This is a genomic window from Allobaculum sp. JKK-2023, assembly GCF_034745455.1.
Taxonomy (GTDB): domain Bacteria; phylum Bacillota_I; class Bacilli_A; order Erysipelotrichales; family Erysipelotrichaceae; genus Allobaculum.
This window is the reverse complement of the sequence record NZ_JAYERV010000003.1, coordinates 2,269,571-2,289,628: the sequence shown is the minus strand read 5'-3', so window position 1 is coordinate 2,289,628 and position 20,058 is coordinate 2,269,571. Positions and strand designations below refer to the sequence as shown.

The window sequence follows — 20,058 nt, the reverse complement described above, 5'->3', positions numbered from 1 at the left end:
ATTCAGAATGGAGGCTGTTATGAAATATCAAATTATTGGCGGTGATTTTCCCGCTGTCATCTGCGATCTGGACACAAACGAATCCATGGTCACCGAAAAAGGTTCCATGATCTGGATGTCACCAAATATGGAAATGCAGACCCAGGGAACCTCTTTAGGCAAAGCTTTCGGACGGATCTTCAGTGGCGAAAGTATTTTCCAGAATGTCTATACCGCCCGCCAACAACCTGGAATAATTACGTTTGGTTCTTCCTTTCCTGGCAGCATCAAAACTGTGATTCTGCAAGAAGGTGAATCCATCATCGCTCAGAAAGGCGCTTTTCTGGCTGGATCAAGTTCCATTCAGTTATCCACTTTCTTTCAACAGAAAATGATGGCTGGTTTCTTTTCCGGTGAAGGATTTATTATGCAGGAGATTATCGGCCCTGGTATCGTTTTTCTGGAATTAGATGGTGCCGAATGGACGTATGATCTCAAAGCGGGTGAACAGCTGATCGTTGATACCGGTAATGTGGCGATGATTGAATCCACCTGTTCCATTGATGTGCAATCTGTAAAAGGCATGAAAAACAAACTGTTTGGTGGTGAAGGCTTCTTCAATACTGTGGTAACCGGACCAGGGCAGGTCGTCTTACAGACGATGCCGCTTTCTACATTAGCAGGCGCCGTTGCCCAATGTATTCCATCCTCTAAAAACTGATTATTGGACAGCGCATTCCAGCCTGATAAACTCAATCAAAAAATCCAATCTTGCATCAATACCCTTTCTGTAACAATACCTTTTCGCAACAAGCAAAATCCCTGAAAGCAGTGGAAGCGGTTCTTCTTGCATTCTGCTTTCAGGGATCATTTTTTCATTTTATCCTGAACAATTCATCAAAACCGACAAATGGCCGGAAACACCTTTAAAGAACGTGTTTCCGGCCATTTTGCTTTTCACCAATCAGGTGAGTGTAAATCGTTCATCATTCCTGTACAATGTTATTCGCACAAACAACCAAGAAAGGATTTTGAACAATGACACACACCCTGAACAACAGTATGGCCGGTTTTATTCCTGAATGCAACATTTCATTTAATGGAGGGGATCTTTCTTCCGACACCGGTGCAATTCTCCCTCTCGATTTCATCAATTCTAATTCACTTCTTCAGCCTTATGCAGACCTTCCTTTTTCGGACGAAAGGCAATCCTGCCATCAGAAAAATTCCAACTTCTCTTTGATGAGCCAGCAGGTTTTCAAGTATCTCCTTGGTTATTCATCTCAGGCTGATCAGGAGGTTCTTGCCAAAGATCCAATTCTTTGTCAGTACTTTCAGGGGATTTCTTCCCAAAGCTCTGTCAGCCGTTTTTTCAGCCGTGTCTGTGAAGATACGAATAATGCTTTCTGGCCGATTTTTATGGATCAGGCCTGTCAGTTTATCAGTTCTAACCAGGACGATATTCTTCTCGATGCCGATTCGACAAAAACCGATACCTATGGAAAGCAGGAAGGGGCTGCATGGATCCATCACTATAGTCAGACTGGATATCATCCATTTGTCATTAACGAATACAACTCGAAAACCCTTGTTGGGGCATGGCTGCGTCCTGGATCCACTTATTCTGCCGACGAAGCTGAATCGATCATGGCCGAAGTCCTCAAACGACTGCCTGACTGTACTGGAGCTGGCAAAATACGGATTATCATGTTCCGTGGAGACGCTGCTTTTTACTCGGGCAGCCTGATGGATCTGTTTGAAGGCCGTTTCAATCCAGTTCGTTATGCCATCAGAGCCAAAGGAACAGACAGACTTGAAAGCTTATGTCAGGATGCCTACTACGACAGTTCCGATCACGAAGAAGACAGCACTTATACTTCAGCTAAGCCTTTTTATGGAGAAATCCGCTATCAGATGTCCAACTCTTCAAAAAGCAGAAGGGTCTGTTTTAAGCTCTATTTCACCGAAGAAGAGGATGAGAAAGGGCAGGCTCAGCTTCTGCTGGTCCCTCATGTTTTTGCGGTAATCACCAATATCGAAGACATGACCGTAAAACAGGTCATCGACTTCTATTGTCAGAGAGGCAACAGCGAAAACTACACCAAGGAGTTGAAAAGTGACTTCATGGCAAATACGCTTTCGCATCGCTCATTTGAAGCCAATGCCTTTGAATTTCTTATGAAATGCCTTGCCTATAACCTTTTTCACTTTTTCCAGTTCCGGGTGATGGAAGGTGCTGATCAGAATATGACATGTGGATCATTCCGGAAAAAGTATCAGAAAGTTGCTTCAAGGCTGAGCTTTCATGCGCGAAGTTTTCACTTGAAGATTGCCAGTTCATTTCGTCATGCCGACAGATTCACCCGATATCTGCAAAAGTCCAGGACAATCGGATGGATAGCCGCTCATTTGTGTTGAATCCTTTTTAAATAAAGTAAAATTTTATATTCGGCAGTCTTCGGACTGTCTTTTTGTCGTGGACAAAAGGTTGTTATATGCGATTTCGACCAGTTTTTGCCCGTCATTTTTGAAAAAATCAAGTACCCCCCTCCACCGGAAACAATGTGGATAACCGAATCGAGAAAGATTTGTTTGCGTTTTGAAGACAAAACACGAAAAATGGTTTTGTGAAAAAAGCCATGAATTATTTGGGTTTATTTCTCTCTGTAATTCAATCAGGCCTGATCGATGTCGAAGTCTTCAAAAAGTCTGGGGAAGCGCTCAATCAGATCATGCGCCATACCATCATGATCGTTATCTTTTTCAGTAATGGCATCTGCGGAGGCTTTGGTATCGGGCAGACCATTGATCATGCATACCCCAAGACCAGCCGCTTTCAACATTTCGTTATCGTTGCTGGCATCTCCATAAGCCACAATCCGAGAACGGTCAATTCCAGTTCTGCGGCTGATTTCCATCAAAGCCACACCCTTGTTCATATTGATATCCTGAACTTCCAACAAAGTAGGCTGAGTTCTGAAAGCCGCTAACGTCGAATCAATGTGTGCTTTCGCAAAAGCTTCAATTTCTTCGCATTGTTCTGGAGTCTGGGTACGGAACATAATTTTTCCGGTTGGCTCTGTCCAATATTCATCATCCGATTTGACCACAATGGATTTCTTATGCGCATGTTCTTCTGATGTACGAATCAGATCATCATAAAACCGGCACACCAGAAGATGCTCTCTGTAAATGACTGGATTGACTTGATCATAAGGCTGCATCATTTCGATAATCGTCTTGATTCTGTCTGGCTGCAGTTGATCAAATACACTTACCTCACCAGTGCTGGTATCAAGAACTTCTCCGCCATTCATTCCGACAATAAAATCCGGTTCAAATCCCATTTCATACTGAGCAATCGTATTTGGCAATTCATCACAAGGTCTGCCGGAGGCAATTCCAAACAGAACACCTTTTTTATGGAGATGCTGGAGCACTCTTCGAACAAACGGAGTCATCGTTCGTGTTGCATCTTCAACCAGAGTTCCATCAATATCCGCTAGAACTAATTCAGGAATTTCTATACCGCTCGTATTCGCCATCTTTTCTTTACCTCATTTGCTGTTTCTGAAAACAATTTAACGGGATTTGAAGACTGATTCAAGAAATTGTACGTAGCTGCACGGCCAGTTACCAAAAAATCAAAACAAATTGTCAATTTGGAAACGAACAGGTTGGGTGATGCCAGTTTCGGCGTGGTCAGTCCTTCTTAGTCTGATCAGAAACGAAAGTCTGAATTGCCTCTGCCGTTTGTTGAATCTGCTGGGTGTCGGAAAGTGTGGGCTCTCCATCCCCTTCCTGATGGCCGTAGCTTCCAAACTGCGAATGATTACCGCCTTCCAGAATGATTTCTGTGGTATCCGCCGGCAGATTCAAACGATCTTTCTCATACGTTTCCCGGTTCAGGACTCCATCTTTTGAGCCATAGATGGATAAAACACGAAGACCGGTATTGGCAAGATCTTTTGTCGAATATGCCGCCAGCAAGATCACCCCCTTAAACTCATCTGCATGACAAGCCGCATAATTTGCGGCCATGGCGCCGCCAAGCGAATGGCCGCCGATATACCAGTTCTTGATTTGCGGATACTTTGCTTCTAGACTCTCCGCCGCATTCGGATCCAGAACGGCAAGATTGGCGAGCATTCGAACCAGAGCGCATTGAATTCCCCTCTCGGCACAGGCTTTCATCAATGGCGCATAGGCCGAGAATTCCACCTTTCCACCTGGATAAAAAATAAATCCTGCCGCTGGACTTTCAGGGATAAACCAAGTCACATTTCCATCCTGCTCAACTTTGATTTGCCCATTCTGACTGGCCATCGCTTCTTGGGCAGCCTCATCAGCATGATAGTAGTCCGAAACATAAGCGTAGCCGCCGATTCCAATGATCAGAGCAACCGCAATCAGGACGGAAAGAAGAATCCGGGTTCGTTTTTTCATATCAGAATTCCTTCGCAATGATCAATCTCGTGTTGAATGATCTGAGCCGTCCATCCTGAAAAGTTTTTAATCCGGGTCTGGAATTTTTCGTTCTGCCATTTCACTTTGATCTTTCCAAATCGTTTCGTTTTTCGCGTACCAGTCAAAGAAAGGCAGCCTTCCTCTGCCTCATAAGGATCGGACATCTTCACAATGACCGGATTGTACATCACTGTATATTTGCCATCGTCATCGAAGATGATGATCCGTTTGTTTTCACCAATCATGTTGGCCGCCATGCCAACACACTGTTCTTTATTCGCAGTGAGTGTATCCCGCAAATCCTGGCCAATTCCAAGATCCTCTTTTGTTGCTGGTTCTGCTTTCTGAGCTAGAAATGCCTCATCTTTACAAATATCGCGAATCATATGGATCTCCTCCTGTCTGTTGATTCTGTTCGTTCATACAGATCGTATCAAATCAGATCTAGTCTGAAAGAAATTCTACATTTCCAGTATATTCAGTTAAAGCAAAAAAATCCCTGAAGAATATCGGATTTCTCCTTTATTCTTCAGGGATCTGCTTTTGTCTGGCGACTTCCTATTTTTGCTTTTACACTATCGTCGGCGTTCAATGGCTTAACGGCCGTGTTCGAGATGGGAACGGGTGTGACCCATTGGCTATCGTCACCATACCGGTTTGTCTTGCGACTTAACCATTCTATCTCATGGATCTTTCAAAAACAAACACCAGCTTCGACATAACCTTGGTTACAGTTATGATTGGATCATTTCTGATCGTTTACTTCTTATTACCGCCTGTCTGTGATTTTGAATGATTCTGGAATCATTGTCTTTAACTTGCGTCTTTGACTCTGGTTCCATATCCTTCATCAATTCTTCATCACTCCAACAGGCACTCTCGTTATCTTAGATTAAGCTTTCGACCGATTAGTACTGGCCAACTTCATGGATCACTCCACTTCCATACCCAGCCTATTTCCTTGTAGTCTTCAAGGGGTCTTATCTACCGCAGATCTTATCTTGGGGCTGGCTTCGCACTTAGATGCTTTCAGCGCTTATCCATTCCCTGCTTGGCTGCCCGGCTGTGCCACTGGCGTGACAACCGATGCACCATTGGCAGGTCCATCCCGGTCCTCTCGTACTGAGGACAGCTCCCCTCAGATCTCCTGCGCCCACAACAGATAGGGACCGAACTGTCTCACGACGTTCTGAACCCAGCTCGCGTACCGCTTTAATGGGCGGACAGCCCAACCCTTGGAACCGAATCCAGCTCCAGGATGCGATGAGCCGACATCGAGGTGCCAAACCCCGCCGTCGATGTGAACTCTTGGGCGGGATCAGCCTGTTATCCCCAGGGTAGCTTTTATCCGTTGAGCGACGGCCCTTCCATTCGGCACCGCCGGATCACTAATCCCGACTTTCGTCCCTGCTCCACTTGTTGGTGTCGCAGTCAGGCGCGCTTTTGCATTTACACTCTCTGTCTGGTTTCCATCCAGACTGAACGCACCTTTGGGCGCCTCCGTTACTCTTTAGGAGGCGACCGCCCCAGTCAAACTGCCCGCCTGGCACTGTCTGTAAGATTCTCTCTTCACGTTAGGGCTTCAAATCATCAGGGGCGGTATCCCAACGGCGGCTCCAAAGAAACTGGCGTTCCTTCTTCATAGCCTCCCGCCTATCCTGTACATGATCATCCAAAACCCAATACCAGGCTGCAGTAAAGCTCCATGGGGTCTTTCCGTCTAGTTGCGGGTAACCTGCATTTTCACAGGTACTAAGATTTCACCGAGTCTGCTGCCGAGACAGCGCCCAAATCGTTTCACCTTTCGTGCGGGTCAGAACTTACCTGACAAGGAATTTCGCTACCTTAGGACCGTTATAGTTACGGCCGCCGTTCACTGGGGCTTCGGACCACTGCTTCTCCTTGCGGATAACAGATCCCCTTAACCTTCCAGCACCGGGCAGGTGTCACCCCATATACTTCGCCTTGCGGCTTTGCATAGAGCTGTGTTTTAGTTAAACAGTCGCTTGGGCCTTTTCACTGCGGCTCTCTCGAGCGCCCCTTCTTGCGAACGTACGGGGCAATTTTGCCGAGTTCCTTGGCAACAGTTCTCTCGCTCACCTTCGCTTGCTCAGCGCGCCCACCTGTGTCGGTTTTGGTACGGGCCGCAATAAAGTTTAAGCTAGAAGCTTTTCTTGAAAGCCGCTCCATGTGCTTGGCTACTTTCTTTCGATTTCACTTACCCCTAACGCTCTGTACGTCTTGATCCGGATTTGCCTGGATCCGTACTGCCGCGCTTGGCCCTCAATCCATTAAGAGGGTCACACTTCCCGTCTTTGTCACTCCATCGCCTTTATTGCGGGTGCAGGAATCTTCGCCTGCTTTCCATCTGCTTCGCCTGTCGGCTTATCATTAGGTCCCGACTGACCCAGGGCGGACGAACCTTCCCCTGGAATCCTTGGGCTTTCGGTGTGCAGGATTCTCACCTGCATCTCGCTACTCACACCGGCATTCTCACTTCCATGCCCTCCACAGACTCTCACGATTCTGCTTCCATGAACATGCAACGCTCCCCTACCATAAAAATCTTTCAATCCTTATCCGCGGCTTCGGCAGATGACTTAGCCCCGGTACATTTTCGGCGCAGGGCCACTCGACTAGTGAGCTGTTACGCACTCTTTAAAGGGTGGCTGCTTCTGAGCCAACCTCCTAGTTGTCCGTGCGTCCCCACATCCTTTTCCACTGAGTCATCATTTTGGGGCCTTAGCCGGCGGTCTGGGCTGTTTCCCTCTTGAGCATGGACCTTATCACCCACACTCTGACTGCCAACTTTTCTCCTTGCGGCATTCGAAGTTTGATTCCATTCAGTACCCCGGGATGGGGCCATCATGAATTCAGTGCTCTACCTCCGCAGGCTTACATTAACGCTAGCCCTAAAGCTATTTCGGGGAGAACCAGCTATCTCCGGGTTCGATTGGAATTTCTCCGCCAGCCACAGGTCATCCGCCAGCTTTTCAACGATGGTCGGTTCGGTCCTCCACAAAGTTTCACCTCTGCTTCAACCTGCCCATGGCTAGATCACCCGGTTTCGGGTCTGCTCCTGGCTACTTCATTCGCCCTGTTAAGACTCGCTTTCGCTTCGGCTTCGCATTTTCCTGCTTAACCTTGCATCCAAAAGCAGCTCGCCGGTTCATTCTACAAAAGGCACGCCATCACCCTTTGACGGGCTCTGACTTCTTGCAGGCATACGGTTTCAGGTTCTCTTTCACTCCGCTTGCGCGGTTCTTTTCACCTTTCCCTCACGGTACTTCTTCACTGTCGCTCACTCTTACTTATTCAGCCTTGGCGGATGGTCCCGCCTGCTTCCGACAGGATTTCACGTGTCCCGTCGTACTCAGGATCTCGCTGACTACTTGGCTTGCTTTCCAGTACAGGGATTTCACCTTCTGTGTCCGTGCTTTCCATCACGTTCCTGTTCACTCGCGTTTCGTCTGTTGCGCTCCTACAACCCCATATCGCTATGGTTTGGGCTAATTCCCTTTCGCTCGCCGCTACTCGGGAAATCACTGTTGTTTTCTTTTCCTCCGGCTACTTAGATGTTTCAGTTCACCGGGTTGCTCTCCATATCAAAGACATGGATGACTGGATATGACTCCAGCCGGGTTCCCCCATTCGGATACCTGCGGATCGTCGCTTTCCTGACAGCTCCCCGCAGCTTTTCGCAGTCTGATGCGTCCTTCATCATTCAAGAGTGGCAAGGCATCCTCCGTACGCCCTTCCTTGCTTGATCTAGTTTCAAATATGCTTGTTTTTAACTATGCTTTTTCGAGATTTTTCTAATAAGAACTGTTAACTGTTTTCTGACTTGGTAAATCTTGTGACTTCAAAGATTGAATTTCTTCTCTCTTTTCAGTCGGTTACTTTCGTAACGTTGCTACTTACAACTTACGTCAGACCTTCTGTTATGTCTTATACTGATGTTCGTTTTTCAAAGATCCATGGTTTAGACTGTTTCTTCTGTACTTCTCTTTTGAACTTTGTTCTTCGAGAAGAAGATGAATTTCAGCCTGGAAGATCGCTCTTCCAAAACTCTGTTACAGACTCCAACTTAGTTACTTAATGCTTCCTTGTACTTTCTCCTTAGAAAGGAGGTGATCCATCCCCACGTTCCCGTAGGGATACCTTGTTACGACTTAACCCCAGTCATCGGCCCCGCCTTCGACGACTCACTCCTTTTCAGGTTATGCCATCGGCTTCGGGCGTTGCCGGCTTCCATGGTTTGACGGGCGGTGTGTACAAGGCCCGGGAACGTATTCACCGCGGCATGCTGATCCGCGATTACTAGCGATTCCAACTTCATGAAGTCGGGTTGCAGACTTCAATCCGAACTGGGACGCCTTTTCTCGGGTTCGCTCCACTTCACAGCTTCGCTTCCGTCTGTAGGCGCCATTGTAGTACGTGTGTAGCCCAGGCCATAAGGGGCATGATGATTTGACGTCATCCCCGCCTTCCTCCGGTTTGTCACCGGCAGTCTGATCTGAGTCCTCATCTTACTGGTAGTAACAGATCACGAGGGTTGCGCTCGTTGCCAGACTTAACTGAACATCTCACGACACGAGCTGACGACAACCATGCACCACCTGTGTGGATGATATCCTCCAACTTATCTCTAAGGAACTGCGTAAAAATAAATCCCAATTTATTCAGACTTAAGCCCCTTGATTATATAATTCCAATGTGCTTCATTCCCGAAATGTGTGATGTCGATTTTGGACATTTCCTCATCCGATACCTTTTTGCCAATTGGATATTCGTGATCGTCTACAACGCATTTAACCTTCAGTCCGGTTTTTGTCGTTGTTGAGCTGATAAGCTCAACTACTGTCTCGATATCATAAAGCGGTTTGCCCTCCCAGTTTCGGGTGATATAACAAAACAGCCGATGTTCGACCTTGTTCCACTTGCTTGTTCCAGGAGGAAAATGGCTGACCCAGATCTCCAGTCCTGTTTCTTCAGCGAGTTTAGCCAGATCTTCTTTCCATAAACGGCATCTGCTTCCGTTGCTTCCTCCACCATCACAGTTGATGTATAGGCGCTTTGCATTTGGAAAGGTCGGTTTTCCGACAGTATTCCACCATCTGCGGATACTTTCTATGGCAAAATCACTCGTATCGTGATCTGTTCCCAGATTTACAAACCCTGTATTGTTATTGAGAAGATAGACCCCATAAGGATTGACCTTTCCAAGTTCTTTATCCAGAAAGTCATGGTCCAAAACAAGTCTGGGATCATGAGCCGGCCGGTATTCCGTACCGTTATTTTTAAAATTGCCAAGGTTCTCTTTCTTCTTTGTATCTACGGAGATGACTGGGTCCCCCGCGTCAAGGAATTCTTTGACGGTCGCGTTAATCGTCTGAAACTGTTCATCACGGTTTGGATGCGGTTTGCCTGCCTGAAGCATCTTCTTGTTGTTCTGACGGCTATATCCTTCTTTTTCAAGGAGAATGCCAACTTCAGAAGGGGAGACAGAAATCTGATATTCTTCCATGAATTTTTCGGAAATTTTGGATTCAGAAAGAGTGGTCCATGACAATGGATTCATCGGATTGCCATAGGTATGGTCGTCAATGATCATATGAAGGTCATCCAAAATCTCTGGGTGATGGTCTATGACTGTTTTACGGCCTGATCCCTTGAGCCTTTGGCGTCCCTGCTCTGGAGTTGGAACCTCCCCATGAAGTTCTTTTCTGCCCCGCTCAATCGTTTTAGGGTCAGTATGGGTAACGGTCTGGACATAGTGCTGAGTTCCGTATCCACACTTTTCGCAGATCCAGGCAAGAGCTTTTCGATTTGTTGGTTCATCAAAGCTGTCCTGCATGGCATTGTAGAATTCAAGGTAGTAATTAACTTCATCACTGGGTTCGTAGGCTTTCTTCATTATCCATACCTCCAAAGGAAAACGAGTTCTTCGGTTAAAGTATAGAACGAATGGAAGCTAAAATCAGAAACACAGTTTTGTCTCAGTGGATTCGGTCGGACTGAGAAAATCAATTATGGGAATTATGTGTAGCATTAAATATGGAATTACTTTTACGAAGTTCCTAAGTCTTCGCATCCCATGTCAAGGCCTGGTAAGGTTCTTCGCGTTGCTTCGAATTAAACCACATACTCCACCGCTTGTGCGGGCCCCCGTCAATTCCTTTGAGTTTCACACTTGCGTGCATACTCCCCAGGCGGAGGAGTCATTGCGTTAGCTTCGGCACCGGGGCATTACCCCCGACACCTGCTCCTCATCGTTTAGGGCGTGGACTACTAGGGTATCTAATCCTATTTGCTCCCCACGCTTTCGTGCCTGAGCGTCAGTAACAGTCCAGGCGGCCGCCTTCGCCACTGGTGTTCTTCCATATATCTACGCATTTTACCGCTACACATGGAGTTCCACCGCCCTCTCCTGTCCTCGAGCGTGGCAGTTTCCAAAGCCTGTACAGGTTGAGCCCGTACCTTTCACTTCAGACTTGCCACGCCGCCTGCGCACCCTTTACGCCCAATCATTCCGGATAACGCTTGCCACCTACGTATTACCGCGGCTGCTGGCACGTAGTTAGCCGTGACTTTCTGGCAGGTTACTATCAAAAGAAAAGCATTTCCTCTTTCCTTCTTTTCTGACCTGCAACAGAGCTTTACGATCCGAAGACCTTCCTCACTCACGCGGCATTGCTCGTTCAGGCTTGCGCCCATTGACGAAAATTCCCTACTGCTGCCTCCCGCAGGAGTCTGGGCCGTGTCTCAGTCCCAGTGTGGCCGATCGCCCTCTCAGGCCGGCTATGCATCATCGTCTTGGTAGGCTTTTACCCTGCCAACTAACTAATGCACCGCAGATCCATTCATCTCCCAGGCTTTAAGGCCTGTTTCAAAAACAGAAGATGCCTTCTGTTTTCCTATGGGGTTTTAGACTTCGTTTCCAAAGCGTATCCCCCGGATATGGGCAGGTTATCTACGTGTTACTCACCCGTTCGCCACTGAACACAAAAGTGTTCCGTTCGACTTGCATGTATTAGGCATGCCGCCAGCGTTCATCCTGAGCCAGGATCAAACTCTCCATTTGATATTGACTCAACGCTATTGCGTTTATATTTCGTGAATTGATTATTGAAGTATTAAGTGTTGTTTCAAGAATCGACGTGTTAATTTCGAATATTGAATTGTCTGTAATCAGAGTTTTCAAAGAGCTATCCATTTGTGAGCGAATCGATTTCCCTCACAAGGCTTGTTTATCTTATCATCTGCCATATCAGAAGTCAACATCTTTTGTGAAATATTTTTAAGAATTTCACAATCAATGATTTCTTCGATATCTAAAGATGATTCGCGTCAGGCCATCGGCTTTGTTGCCGTGTTTTCTTAACGCTCAATTACTATAACACCGGGTGGTATCCCGGGTCAAGCACTTTTGTGAAAATATTTTATTCATTCACAAATAAGAGGTTTGCTGTTTCTGGTGTTTCAAAAGCAGCTCACTCTTTATACCGCCATTCCTGTATGAGCGCAAGCTAAAACCTCTTCAGGTCATGAAAAGGGATACAATTCACTCATTTTACGTCCCAGTGGTTTCTGAAACCATCCCGTGCAGCCAGATCCATGCCGCCCTTATCGCATAGAATCAGCCGGAAAAGCAGACTATTTGAAGAGGCGAAAGATGATTCAAACATACAAATAGGATATAGATAGAATCTACGGCTGATGATCTATATAAAAGGCTGTCCAATCAAGGGCAGCCTTTTATAAGGGGAGAAAGGATTTTGGCAAAATCACCAGGTTCTTAACAGTTCAACGTTTCCGGAAATCGTATATTCCGTTCCTTTGGGAATGTAAATAGTCTGATCTGGTTCCAGAGAAAGTTCCTGTCCTTCCGTAGAGACAACTTTTCCGCTTCCATGACAGATATTCAACGTCTGGAATTCTTCAGTGACCTGGTAAGTTGCTGATTCATCACTCAGCACGATTTTTTCCACCCGGAAATACGGTGTTTCCAGTTTGGTGAAGTTTTCAATCTTACCGGCGCCATTGGTGCAGGTATAGTCGATGACATCCAGCGATTTTTCAATATGCATCTCTCTGTCACGGCCCCAGTCATACATACGATAGGTGGAGTCGGAAGATTCCTGGATTTCAAACAGCTTCAGGCCGCCCATAATGGCATGGACCGTTCCGTGGGGGATGAAAACCATGTCTCCTTTTTTGACTGGAATGTATTCAATAACGTCTTCCAGCTTTCCTTCTTTAAGAATTTCGGTCATCTTTTGGCGGTCGAGGCCTTTTTTGATGCCCGCAATCAGTTTGCCATCCGGTTTGGCATCCAGGATGTACCAGCATTCGGTTTTGCCCATATCATTTTCATGGATGCGGGCGTATTCATCTCCAGGATGAACCTGTACGGAAAGAGCCTCATCCGCTTTGATGATCTTGATCAGAATTTTCAGAGGTTCTCCTAAGTATTTCAGCAGATTTTCTTTTTCTGGCAGGACAAGTGACTGTCCGCTTCGATGTGTTGAAAGCGTCCACAGCTCATATCCCCATGGTCTTGGCGAATAGAACGGTTCTGTTTTAAACATTCTTCCCATAGTCTGTATATCTCCTTATGTCTGTAGTTTAGACCTTTATTTTCTTTTTGTATATACATTTCGTCAAAATTGTATGTATTTTTATTTTTGCTTTAACTATCCATATTTTTTAATCTTATCTCGATTTATTATGTATCTTAAAAAGGGATAACTCTGTCTGGTTATCATGGTTTGTGCCAGATACTGTCCAGATAATCCTTTTCTTTCTGTACCGTTGCAATTCCTTCTCGACAGTACAAAACAGCTCAGGATATCTGAATCCGCTTTTTTTCAAAAGAATGACATGACCTCGATTTAGACAATCGATGCCCGTTTCGCATTCAGGATACCATTGCAAAAAGAGATGGCAATTTATAGGGATTGAAAACCGTAAAGCTGAAACAAGCATCCAGAGCACGAAGTCCTTTTCTTTCAGAAATGGTCAAATTCGATCGATGCCCCAAAGATGTTGCCAATTTTTGTCCATGCTCTGCCGTTAGTCCCTATAATGAAAGCAATGAAAATAATTATTTCGCCCGCAAAGAAAATGAAGCTTTGTGAAGATCACGATTTTCCATTATCAACACCCGTCTTTATGGAAGAGCACGATACCCTTTTCCGGGTTCTGGCCAGCAAGAGTTATGAAGAATTATTCAGACTTTATAATTGTTCATTACGGACTTTCAATCCGGTTTACGAAGAACTGCAGCGCCAGAAGGCAGGAATTTTTCCGCCGGTTTCACCTGCATTACTCAGTTATGACGGAATTGCCTTTCGCTATATGGCTCCTGATGTGTTTGATGATACGCAATGGGAGTATATCTGCAGGCATTTGCGTATTCTTTCCGCTCTTTACGGGGTTTTAAAACCTCTCGATGGCGTTGTTCCTTACCGTTTGGAGATGCAGCAAAAGCTCCCGTTTTCACTCTATGATTTTTGGGGAAGCAAGCTGAAAGATGAACTGGAAGACGAAGTGATCGTCAATCTGGCTTCTAAAGAATATTCCCGCTGTATCGGCGCTTTTCAGAACATGATTACACCGCGTTTTTTTGAAATTGAAAATGGAAAGCGCAAAGAAAAAGGCGTCTATGCCAAAATGGCCCGCGGCGCCATGGTGCGCTGGATGGCAGAACATCAGATTGAAGACTGGCATGACCTGAAGGATTTTCAGGAACTCGGTTACCACTTCGATCCTGAGAGTTCTGATTCCAGCACGCTGGTCTTCATTCGAAAGGAGGGCAACCATGCCTGAGGATCCACTGGTATGGAGTACCGACGACTGGGACGAGATGCTTTACACCTGTTCGAGAACACAGGAGTACATGCTCACATCCCTGCTCAATCTTAAATATTCAGTCGAACGCGATCATCATCATACGATGCTGCGTTCCATCTCCGGCCGGCTTAAAACCCGTGAAAGCATTGAAAAGAAGCTGGTCCGTTATCGCTTTGAAGTCTCACCCGCTTCAGCCTGTCAGAATCTGCACGATATTATTGGTCTGCGAATCATCTGCTCGTATATCGACGATATCTATTCTGTCGTTGAGGTCCTGAATTCAATCGACCATTACCGTATTCTTGAAGTCAAAGACTATATCAAGCACCCCAAAAAATCTGGTTACCGTTCTTTGCACGTGATCGGTCTTTGTACGGCCGTTCAGAATCGGCCTGTACTTTGTGAAATCCAGCTTCGGACAACTGCCATGGATTCCTGGGCTGCCCTTGAACACCAGCTCCGCTATAAAAAAAATCTGCCAGATTCCGAATACGTCAATCGTGAGCTGCTTGAATGCGCAACCATGCTCAATCAGACCGACGTCAAAATGCAGAGAATTCACCGCTTCCTTGATATTCAAAATCACGAAGATACCGGTTCAGGCAAGCCGGATTGCTGAATCAATCCACCTTCTAAAATCAAGAAAAGCTTCTGATTTTTGCAGATTGCAAGCTTCTGATTCCTCAGAATGCTCATTATGGGGCAAAATAAATCTGACTTGAGGAATTTGAACAGATTCAGATTCCGTTAATCCAATTGATATGATCATCGCCTTGCGATGAAGGAAAGGAATATGTATATGCGACAAATCGGTATAGCCGTATATGGCGGCTCAAGCAATGACGTAGCCAGCAGCTACTTACAGGCTGCAAGACAGCTTGGTTCAGGACTGGCCAGACGCGGCTGGAGACTCGTCAATGGTGCCGGGGACACCGGAATTATGGGGGCAACCTGTCGTGGGGCGCTGGAGCTTGGCGGCGACACGGTTGGAATTGCGCCTTTCTTTTTCAGACAGCCGGGTGTTCTTTACGACAATGGCAATGACACCATCTATACCCGGACAATGCGTGAGCGCAAAGCATTCATGGAATCCTTATCCAATGCCTTTATCGCCGCACCTGGCGGTGTAGGAACCCTGGAAGAATTTTATGAAATCCTGGTTCTCAAACAGCTCGGTCAGCTCGATGCTCCAATCGTATTGTTAAATTTAAATGGGTATTATGATCTGTTACTGAAAACCATGAATAAAATGGTCGATGAAGGCTTTGTTTCTGAAGCTACAATGAGTCTTTTCAAAGTCTGCTCTACCGTTGAAGAAACTTTCGACTATCTCGACAAAGAACTTGCTCCTCTGACGAAGTAATGACTTCGTCTTTTTTCTTGGCTTTTGTTTTCTGACGCTTCAGTCTTCCCGGATCGACTCATTTCTTGACTCGCGGCATGCCTGCTTTGGGTCTGCTCCTATTTCACTCTTGCCCAAAACACAGAAAAGCCGCCTGCAATTGAATGCAGGCGGCTTGTTAAGCAAAATCTAATGCTGAGAAATGACTACTTTCTGGCTTCTGGCGGCAGAGTTGGCAGTTTGTCCGGATCTTCTTTGGTCACCGTTGAAACAATCCCCTGGGCCAGACCAACGGCACCCTGAATTTCGGATGGAATGATGATCTTGGTTGCCCGGCCATCGGCAGCTTTTTCAAAGGCTTCAATGGCTTTCAGACGCAGAACTTCATCGGTAACACCAGCCTGGGCGAGCATCTGCAAGCCTTCGGCAGTAGCCTGTTGAACAGCTTTAATCGCTTCGGCTTTACCAAGGGCTTCTTCAACCATCTTTTCACGATTACCTTTAGCTTCCAGGATCGCCGCTTCCTGACGGCCCTGGGCAACAAGGATTGTGGATTCCTTTTCACCTTCAGCACGCAGGATTTTTTCACGACGTTCGCGTTCTGCTTTCATCTGTTTTTCCATCGCATCCTGGATAGTCTGCGGCGGCATGATGTTCTTCAGTTCGACACGATTGATTTTAATGCCCCATGGATCGGTAGCAACATCCAGAGTCGCGCGCATCTTGGTATTGATGTCATCGCGGCTGGTTAAGGTACGGTCGAGATCCATTTCACCAATGATGTTTCTCAATGTTGTGGCGGTCAGGTTTTCGATCGCATTCATTGGGTTTTCAACACCATAGGTATACAGCTTTGGATCCGTAATCTGATAGTAGATTACAGTATCGATATGCATCGTAACGTTATCTTTGGTAATTACAGCCTGTGGCGGGAAATCAGCCACCTGCTCTTTTAAATCGACTTTATTTGTGATCCGGTCGATAAACGGAACTTTAAAGTGCAGACCTACATCCGCAGTGGTCAGATACGCACCCAGGCGCTGAATTACATAGGCATAAGCCTGAGGAACGATATAAACCACACTGTTAATGAGTGCAAGCAGGATGAAGACAAGAATCACTACAAGGACGATTCCACCAATCGCACCACTTAAAATACGCATAATTTCCTCCTTCTGACCGGACTTTCGTGATAAGCCAGTTCCTTCCGGTCAGCTGCTGCCCGAGACAGCATTCATTCGATGAAATGTAAAATGCAGTTTAAAAATTCAATTCGTTCAATGCTTTCTCTGGTCCATGAAACCAGATGTTTTTGACTAGGCTTTGTCCATCGGCTCGACATCAAGGGTCACTCCATGCATGCCAATGACTTTGACGGCTGTGCCCGTTGGCAGATTCTGTGTAGAGCTTGCTTTCCAGTCTTGACCATCAACCAGGATCCGTCCATCCTGGTGTTCTTGAATCGGGCTGGTCACCTTACCGGTTTTCCCGAGGATGAGACTGGCACCAGAACGGTCATGCCGATACCGGAAGTATGCCTGCAGCCGATCTTTGAAGAAGCAGAAGAGGACAACCGATACCAGAATGAATGCCGCAATCTGAATCCAGAGACCAAGATGTAAAAAGGCCAGCAGTGCGGCAACCAGGGCACCAGCAACAAACCAGATGGAAACCAGCGAAACTGTAACCAATTCAATCACAAGCATGACTGCGGCCAGAACCAGCCAGAAGATTCCCATTGTTCCAAAGCTCATATCCTCCACTCCTTTCTACTATTTGTTAATTTCTTAACAAATTAAGTGATTCCTATTGTATATGATTTTTGGGCAGGCAACAAGATATGCCCAAGTGCATCCCCAAAAGCATCCCATTTTCATCACAAAAATGTTGTTCTCGGTTACCTTCTCCAAATAGATTTTAATTTTCATCTATTCGATTTAACTTTTTCATCCTGTTTTGGATTTTTCGAACTTAATTTCATCATTTTTGATCCGTCTAAAAAGCCAGAAACAGACACAGCATAAATTATTCTTCTTCTCTTCGTCGATTCTTATCAAATTCTTTGGAAAGTTTAAGAGATTCTTCAGCGGCCAGAATTTCTTTTGGTTCTTTGTGATTCAGTCCCTCTTCCTGGCTTTTCAAGCCAAAGTACAAAAAGCCAGAAGTACAAAAACTTAAACGCAAAGGCCAGACTGCAAAAACAAGAAGTCAGAAACAGAAGCCAGATTCAGACCAATAAAAAAACCTCCGCTTTGGGAGGTGGTTCAAGGGCAGGCTTAAATGCAAGGCTAGGCCATCAGGTTTGGTGTACTGTCATCCATCAAGGCAAAGGCTGCATCCAGTTTATGGTGAAGATCGTCAAGAATTTCATCCACTGTAAATTCAGCCAGGTCTGTAAGAAAGACGCCATCCGGAGTTGTTGTGACCAGCTCATCCTGTTCCAGATCTTGAACAGTCTGACGGATAATTTGCCGGGAATAGGGAATCTGCTGATCAATGGCCATCCAGGTCAGGGATCCATTGGCTTGTCTGAGCAGATCAAGCAAACAGAGCTGCAGATAGTCGACCTGATTTTCCCGGGCGTACACGCGATAAAACCATTCGGATTCCTTGCAGAAGCCAATCTGTCTCTTTTTCATGTCCACATTGTACAAGATCTGTTCCAAAAAACAAAATTCTGCTCCAAAAGCATGAACTCCCTTAGTGGGGTGGACTTCCTGTTCCCCTTTTCTTCCCTGTTCTCCTTTTGTACGTCTGTCTGCCCACAAAAAAAACTGGCTCAAACCAGAGAATCGTTCAAGCCAGATTCTGTTTCAGAAATAGTCTCCATGGATTTGGATTCATAAACCTCAATTCATGACGTCCTGAATCCATCTTCTAGTCCTGCGTTTTAAAGGATTGCGCAATTGGGTCACTGCCTTTTTTGAGAAGACCTTTCATCAGAAAATGGTCGTACAGATAGAAGAAAACCAGCGCAAAGAGAATACCAAGCAATGTATATCCCATTCTCATGAAAACTGCACTCTTCAGGCCAAACAGACCGGCTGCCATCATCAGCGCACCAAAGCAGTTGAGCATGGTCTTATGTTTATAATCAGTGCAAAGTCCCAGGCAAACGCCGCCAATCGGGCCAAAGAACGGATAGAACTTGGCCGGAACAATCTGATAGAGCAGATAGAATGCCAGCGAACCAACAACTGCACCGACCAGACGATCTTTAAATTTTTCATGCACATTGGTTTCGACATTGTAATCCGAAAGCAGTGAGCCACACGCAAAACCAATCCACATGAATCGTTCGACATGCGTAATCGAGAAAATACTCAACAGCAGGCCGACCCCTAAAGCCAGCCGCAGCTGCCACTGGAATTTCCGGCTGCTTAAACGTGCCTCTTTCCAGATCTCCTTCAGATGAACATCCGCAAACTGTTTTCGATGGTTGCGCCATAAAACAATACCGCAGATCACAAATCCTAAAGCCGCCAGTTCTGCCCGCTGCAGCAGCTGCTGCCCATACACTGGATTCTGAGCCAGAAAAACAAATGAGAACGTATACAACCCGCCATTGCCCATCTGCGGCTGCTGGGTTGTCAGAATCATAATGACCAACAAACTGCCGATATACAAAATCAGCTTCATCAGAAAGCCAGCATTATAGGCCGCTACCGGACAAATTACCAGCAGTGCAAACACAACAGCCATGCTGAGCAGGGAATCATAAATGTTATAGCCGTATCCGACAAAACGCACCGCAAGCAGTACACAGAAAATGGAAACAGCCATTGAACTGTTGTACGCTCCAAACCAGGCATTCATTAAAGAAATGAATAAAATCGCAAACAAGACAATCAGAACGGAACGAACGACAACCGCAAGCCGCATCTGTCTGATTTCTTTGGGATCATCGGTCTTCTGGATTCGGGCGCGGATGGCATTTGGATCCAGCTGAATCAGATCATAAAAATTCATTGTCTCACCTTACTTTATTCCATGATTTGATCTTCCTTTATTTGAGTCGTTCAGGATTCAGGCATCCGTTTTTTGTCAATTTTTCACAAGAATTCCTCCATGAATACAGGCTGCGTTGAATCGATAAGATCTCAGGCAAGCAAAGAATAACATCCGAATAAGACAATAAAACTACAATGTGACTGAAAAAACACAGGATCGAATTCCATTGTCAACCCATTTTTCTTCCCAGGTTTTGACTTTTTGGGTCTTGCTTTTTCGAATCTGCCGGAATCTGGGGCGATCTGGCAGAAGTCGATTTCCCCCTCTTCCCCCCTCTCTTCTTTTCTTCCCTTCTCCGCTCTTACTTCAGCTGACTGACATTTTTAGAACATAACAGCTCAAAGTCAGGCAGATGAGCGAAGACTGATTGAGACAGGGAGGGTGAAAAGACGCAACAACCCGGG

Annotated in this window: 13 protein-coding genes, 2 rRNA genes, 1 pseudogene and 2 other annotated features; of the genes and pseudogenes, 5 read left to right on the top strand and 11 right to left on the bottom strand. The window is 46.0% G+C overall.

Annotated features, from left to right (window positions below; all coding sequences use genetic code 11):
* Positions 1-19 precede the first annotated feature (19 nt).
* Both U4956_RS09225 and U4956_RS09220 read left to right on the top strand, forming a co-directional pair.
* A complete protein-coding gene (locus U4956_RS09225; RefSeq protein WP_323090340.1) occupies positions 20-700 on the top strand; it encodes a TIGR00266 family protein in 681 nt (226 codons plus the stop codon).
* A gap of 317 nt (positions 701-1,017) precedes the next feature.
* The gene (locus tag U4956_RS09220; RefSeq protein ID WP_323089605.1) at positions 1,018-2,397 is read left to right on the top strand and encodes an IS1380 family transposase; all 1,380 of its coding nucleotides are present in this window, start codon (positions 1,018-1,020) and stop codon (positions 2,395-2,397) included.
* A 257-nt stretch (positions 2,398-2,654) separates the two neighbouring features.
* On the opposite strand, the gene U4956_RS09215 is transcribed toward U4956_RS09220, so the two are convergent.
* The 7 genes and pseudogenes from U4956_RS09215 to U4956_RS09190 all read right to left on the bottom strand — a co-directional run bounded on the left by U4956_RS09215 (position 2,655) and on the right by U4956_RS09190 (position 13,046).
* Positions 2,655-3,524 carry a Cof-type HAD-IIB family hydrolase gene (locus tag U4956_RS09215; RefSeq protein WP_323090338.1) on the bottom strand — a complete coding sequence of 290 codons (870 nt, stop codon included), beginning with the start codon at positions 3,522-3,524 and terminating at the stop codon, positions 2,655-2,657.
* A 157-nt stretch (positions 3,525-3,681) separates the two neighbouring features.
* Positions 3,682-4,425, bottom strand: coding sequence for an alpha/beta fold hydrolase (locus U4956_RS09210; protein WP_323090337.1), 744 nt, complete (start codon positions 4,423-4,425; stop codon positions 3,682-3,684).
* Positions 4,422-4,832 (bottom strand): peptide deformylase, encoded by a 411-nt coding sequence (locus U4956_RS09205; protein WP_323090336.1) that lies wholly within the window; start codon positions 4,830-4,832, stop codon positions 4,422-4,424. The genes U4956_RS09210 and U4956_RS09205 overlap by 4 nt, the downstream gene beginning before the upstream one ends.
* A gap of 159 nt (positions 4,833-4,991) precedes the next feature.
* Positions 4,992-5,098: ribosomal RNA gene (rrf, locus tag U4956_RS09200) — 5S ribosomal RNA — on the bottom strand.
* A gap of 236 nt (positions 5,099-5,334) precedes the next feature.
* Positions 5,335-8,215 (bottom strand): 23S ribosomal RNA (locus U4956_RS09195).
* 367 nt (positions 8,216-8,582) lie between these two features.
* Positions 8,583-9,192 (bottom strand) — a sequence feature (16S ribosomal RNA rRNA prediction is too short).
* A gap of 10 nt (positions 9,193-9,202) precedes the next feature.
* A pseudogene (locus U4956_RS14450) lies at positions 9,203-10,303 on the bottom strand (ISAzo13 family transposase); the annotation flags it as partial.
* A 354-nt stretch (positions 10,304-10,657) separates the two neighbouring features.
* Positions 10,658-11,522, bottom strand: a sequence feature (16S ribosomal RNA rRNA prediction is too short).
* A gap of 711 nt (positions 11,523-12,233) precedes the next feature.
* Entirely contained in the window at positions 12,234-13,046 is an 813-nt protein-coding gene (locus U4956_RS09190) for a class I mannose-6-phosphate isomerase (RefSeq protein WP_323090333.1), read from the bottom strand.
* A gap of 496 nt (positions 13,047-13,542) precedes the next feature.
* On the opposite strand from U4956_RS09190, the gene yaaA reads away from it, so the two are divergent.
* From yaaA to U4956_RS09175, 3 genes are all read left to right on the top strand, one after another.
* Positions 13,543-14,277 (top strand): peroxide stress protein YaaA, encoded by a 735-nt coding sequence (yaaA, locus tag U4956_RS09185; protein ID WP_323090332.1) that lies wholly within the window; start codon positions 13,543-13,545, stop codon positions 14,275-14,277.
* The gene (locus tag U4956_RS09180; protein ID WP_323090331.1) at positions 14,270-14,920 is read left to right on the top strand and encodes a GTP pyrophosphokinase; all 651 of its coding nucleotides are present in this window, start codon (positions 14,270-14,272) and stop codon (positions 14,918-14,920) included. The genes yaaA and U4956_RS09180 overlap by 8 nt, the downstream gene beginning before the upstream one ends.
* Positions 14,921-15,094: 174 nt before the next feature.
* Positions 15,095-15,664: a TIGR00730 family Rossman fold protein gene (locus U4956_RS09175; RefSeq protein ID WP_323090330.1), complete on the top strand. Its 570-nt coding sequence runs from the start codon at positions 15,095-15,097 to the stop codon at positions 15,662-15,664.
* A 185-nt stretch (positions 15,665-15,849) separates the two neighbouring features.
* Here the strand turns inward: U4956_RS09175 and U4956_RS09170 are convergent, their stop codons facing one another.
* The 4 genes from U4956_RS09170 to U4956_RS09155 form a co-directional block, all read right to left on the bottom strand.
* On the bottom strand, positions 15,850-16,806 hold the full coding sequence (locus U4956_RS09170; RefSeq protein ID WP_323090329.1) for an SPFH domain-containing protein: 957 nt from the start codon (positions 16,804-16,806) through the stop codon (positions 15,850-15,852).
* A gap of 153 nt (positions 16,807-16,959) precedes the next feature.
* Positions 16,960-17,397, bottom strand: coding sequence for an NfeD family protein (locus U4956_RS09165; RefSeq protein WP_323090328.1), 438 nt, complete (start codon positions 17,395-17,397; stop codon positions 16,960-16,962).
* Between the two features lie 534 nt (positions 17,398-17,931).
* A complete protein-coding gene (locus U4956_RS09160) occupies positions 17,932-18,309 on the bottom strand; it encodes a hypothetical protein (protein WP_323090327.1) in 378 nt (125 codons plus the stop codon).
* 211 nt (positions 18,310-18,520) lie between these two features.
* Positions 18,521-19,612: an FUSC family protein gene (locus U4956_RS09155; protein ID WP_323090326.1), complete on the bottom strand. Its 1,092-nt coding sequence runs from the start codon at positions 19,610-19,612 to the stop codon at positions 18,521-18,523.
* Between the last annotated feature and the right edge of the window lie 446 nt (positions 19,613-20,058).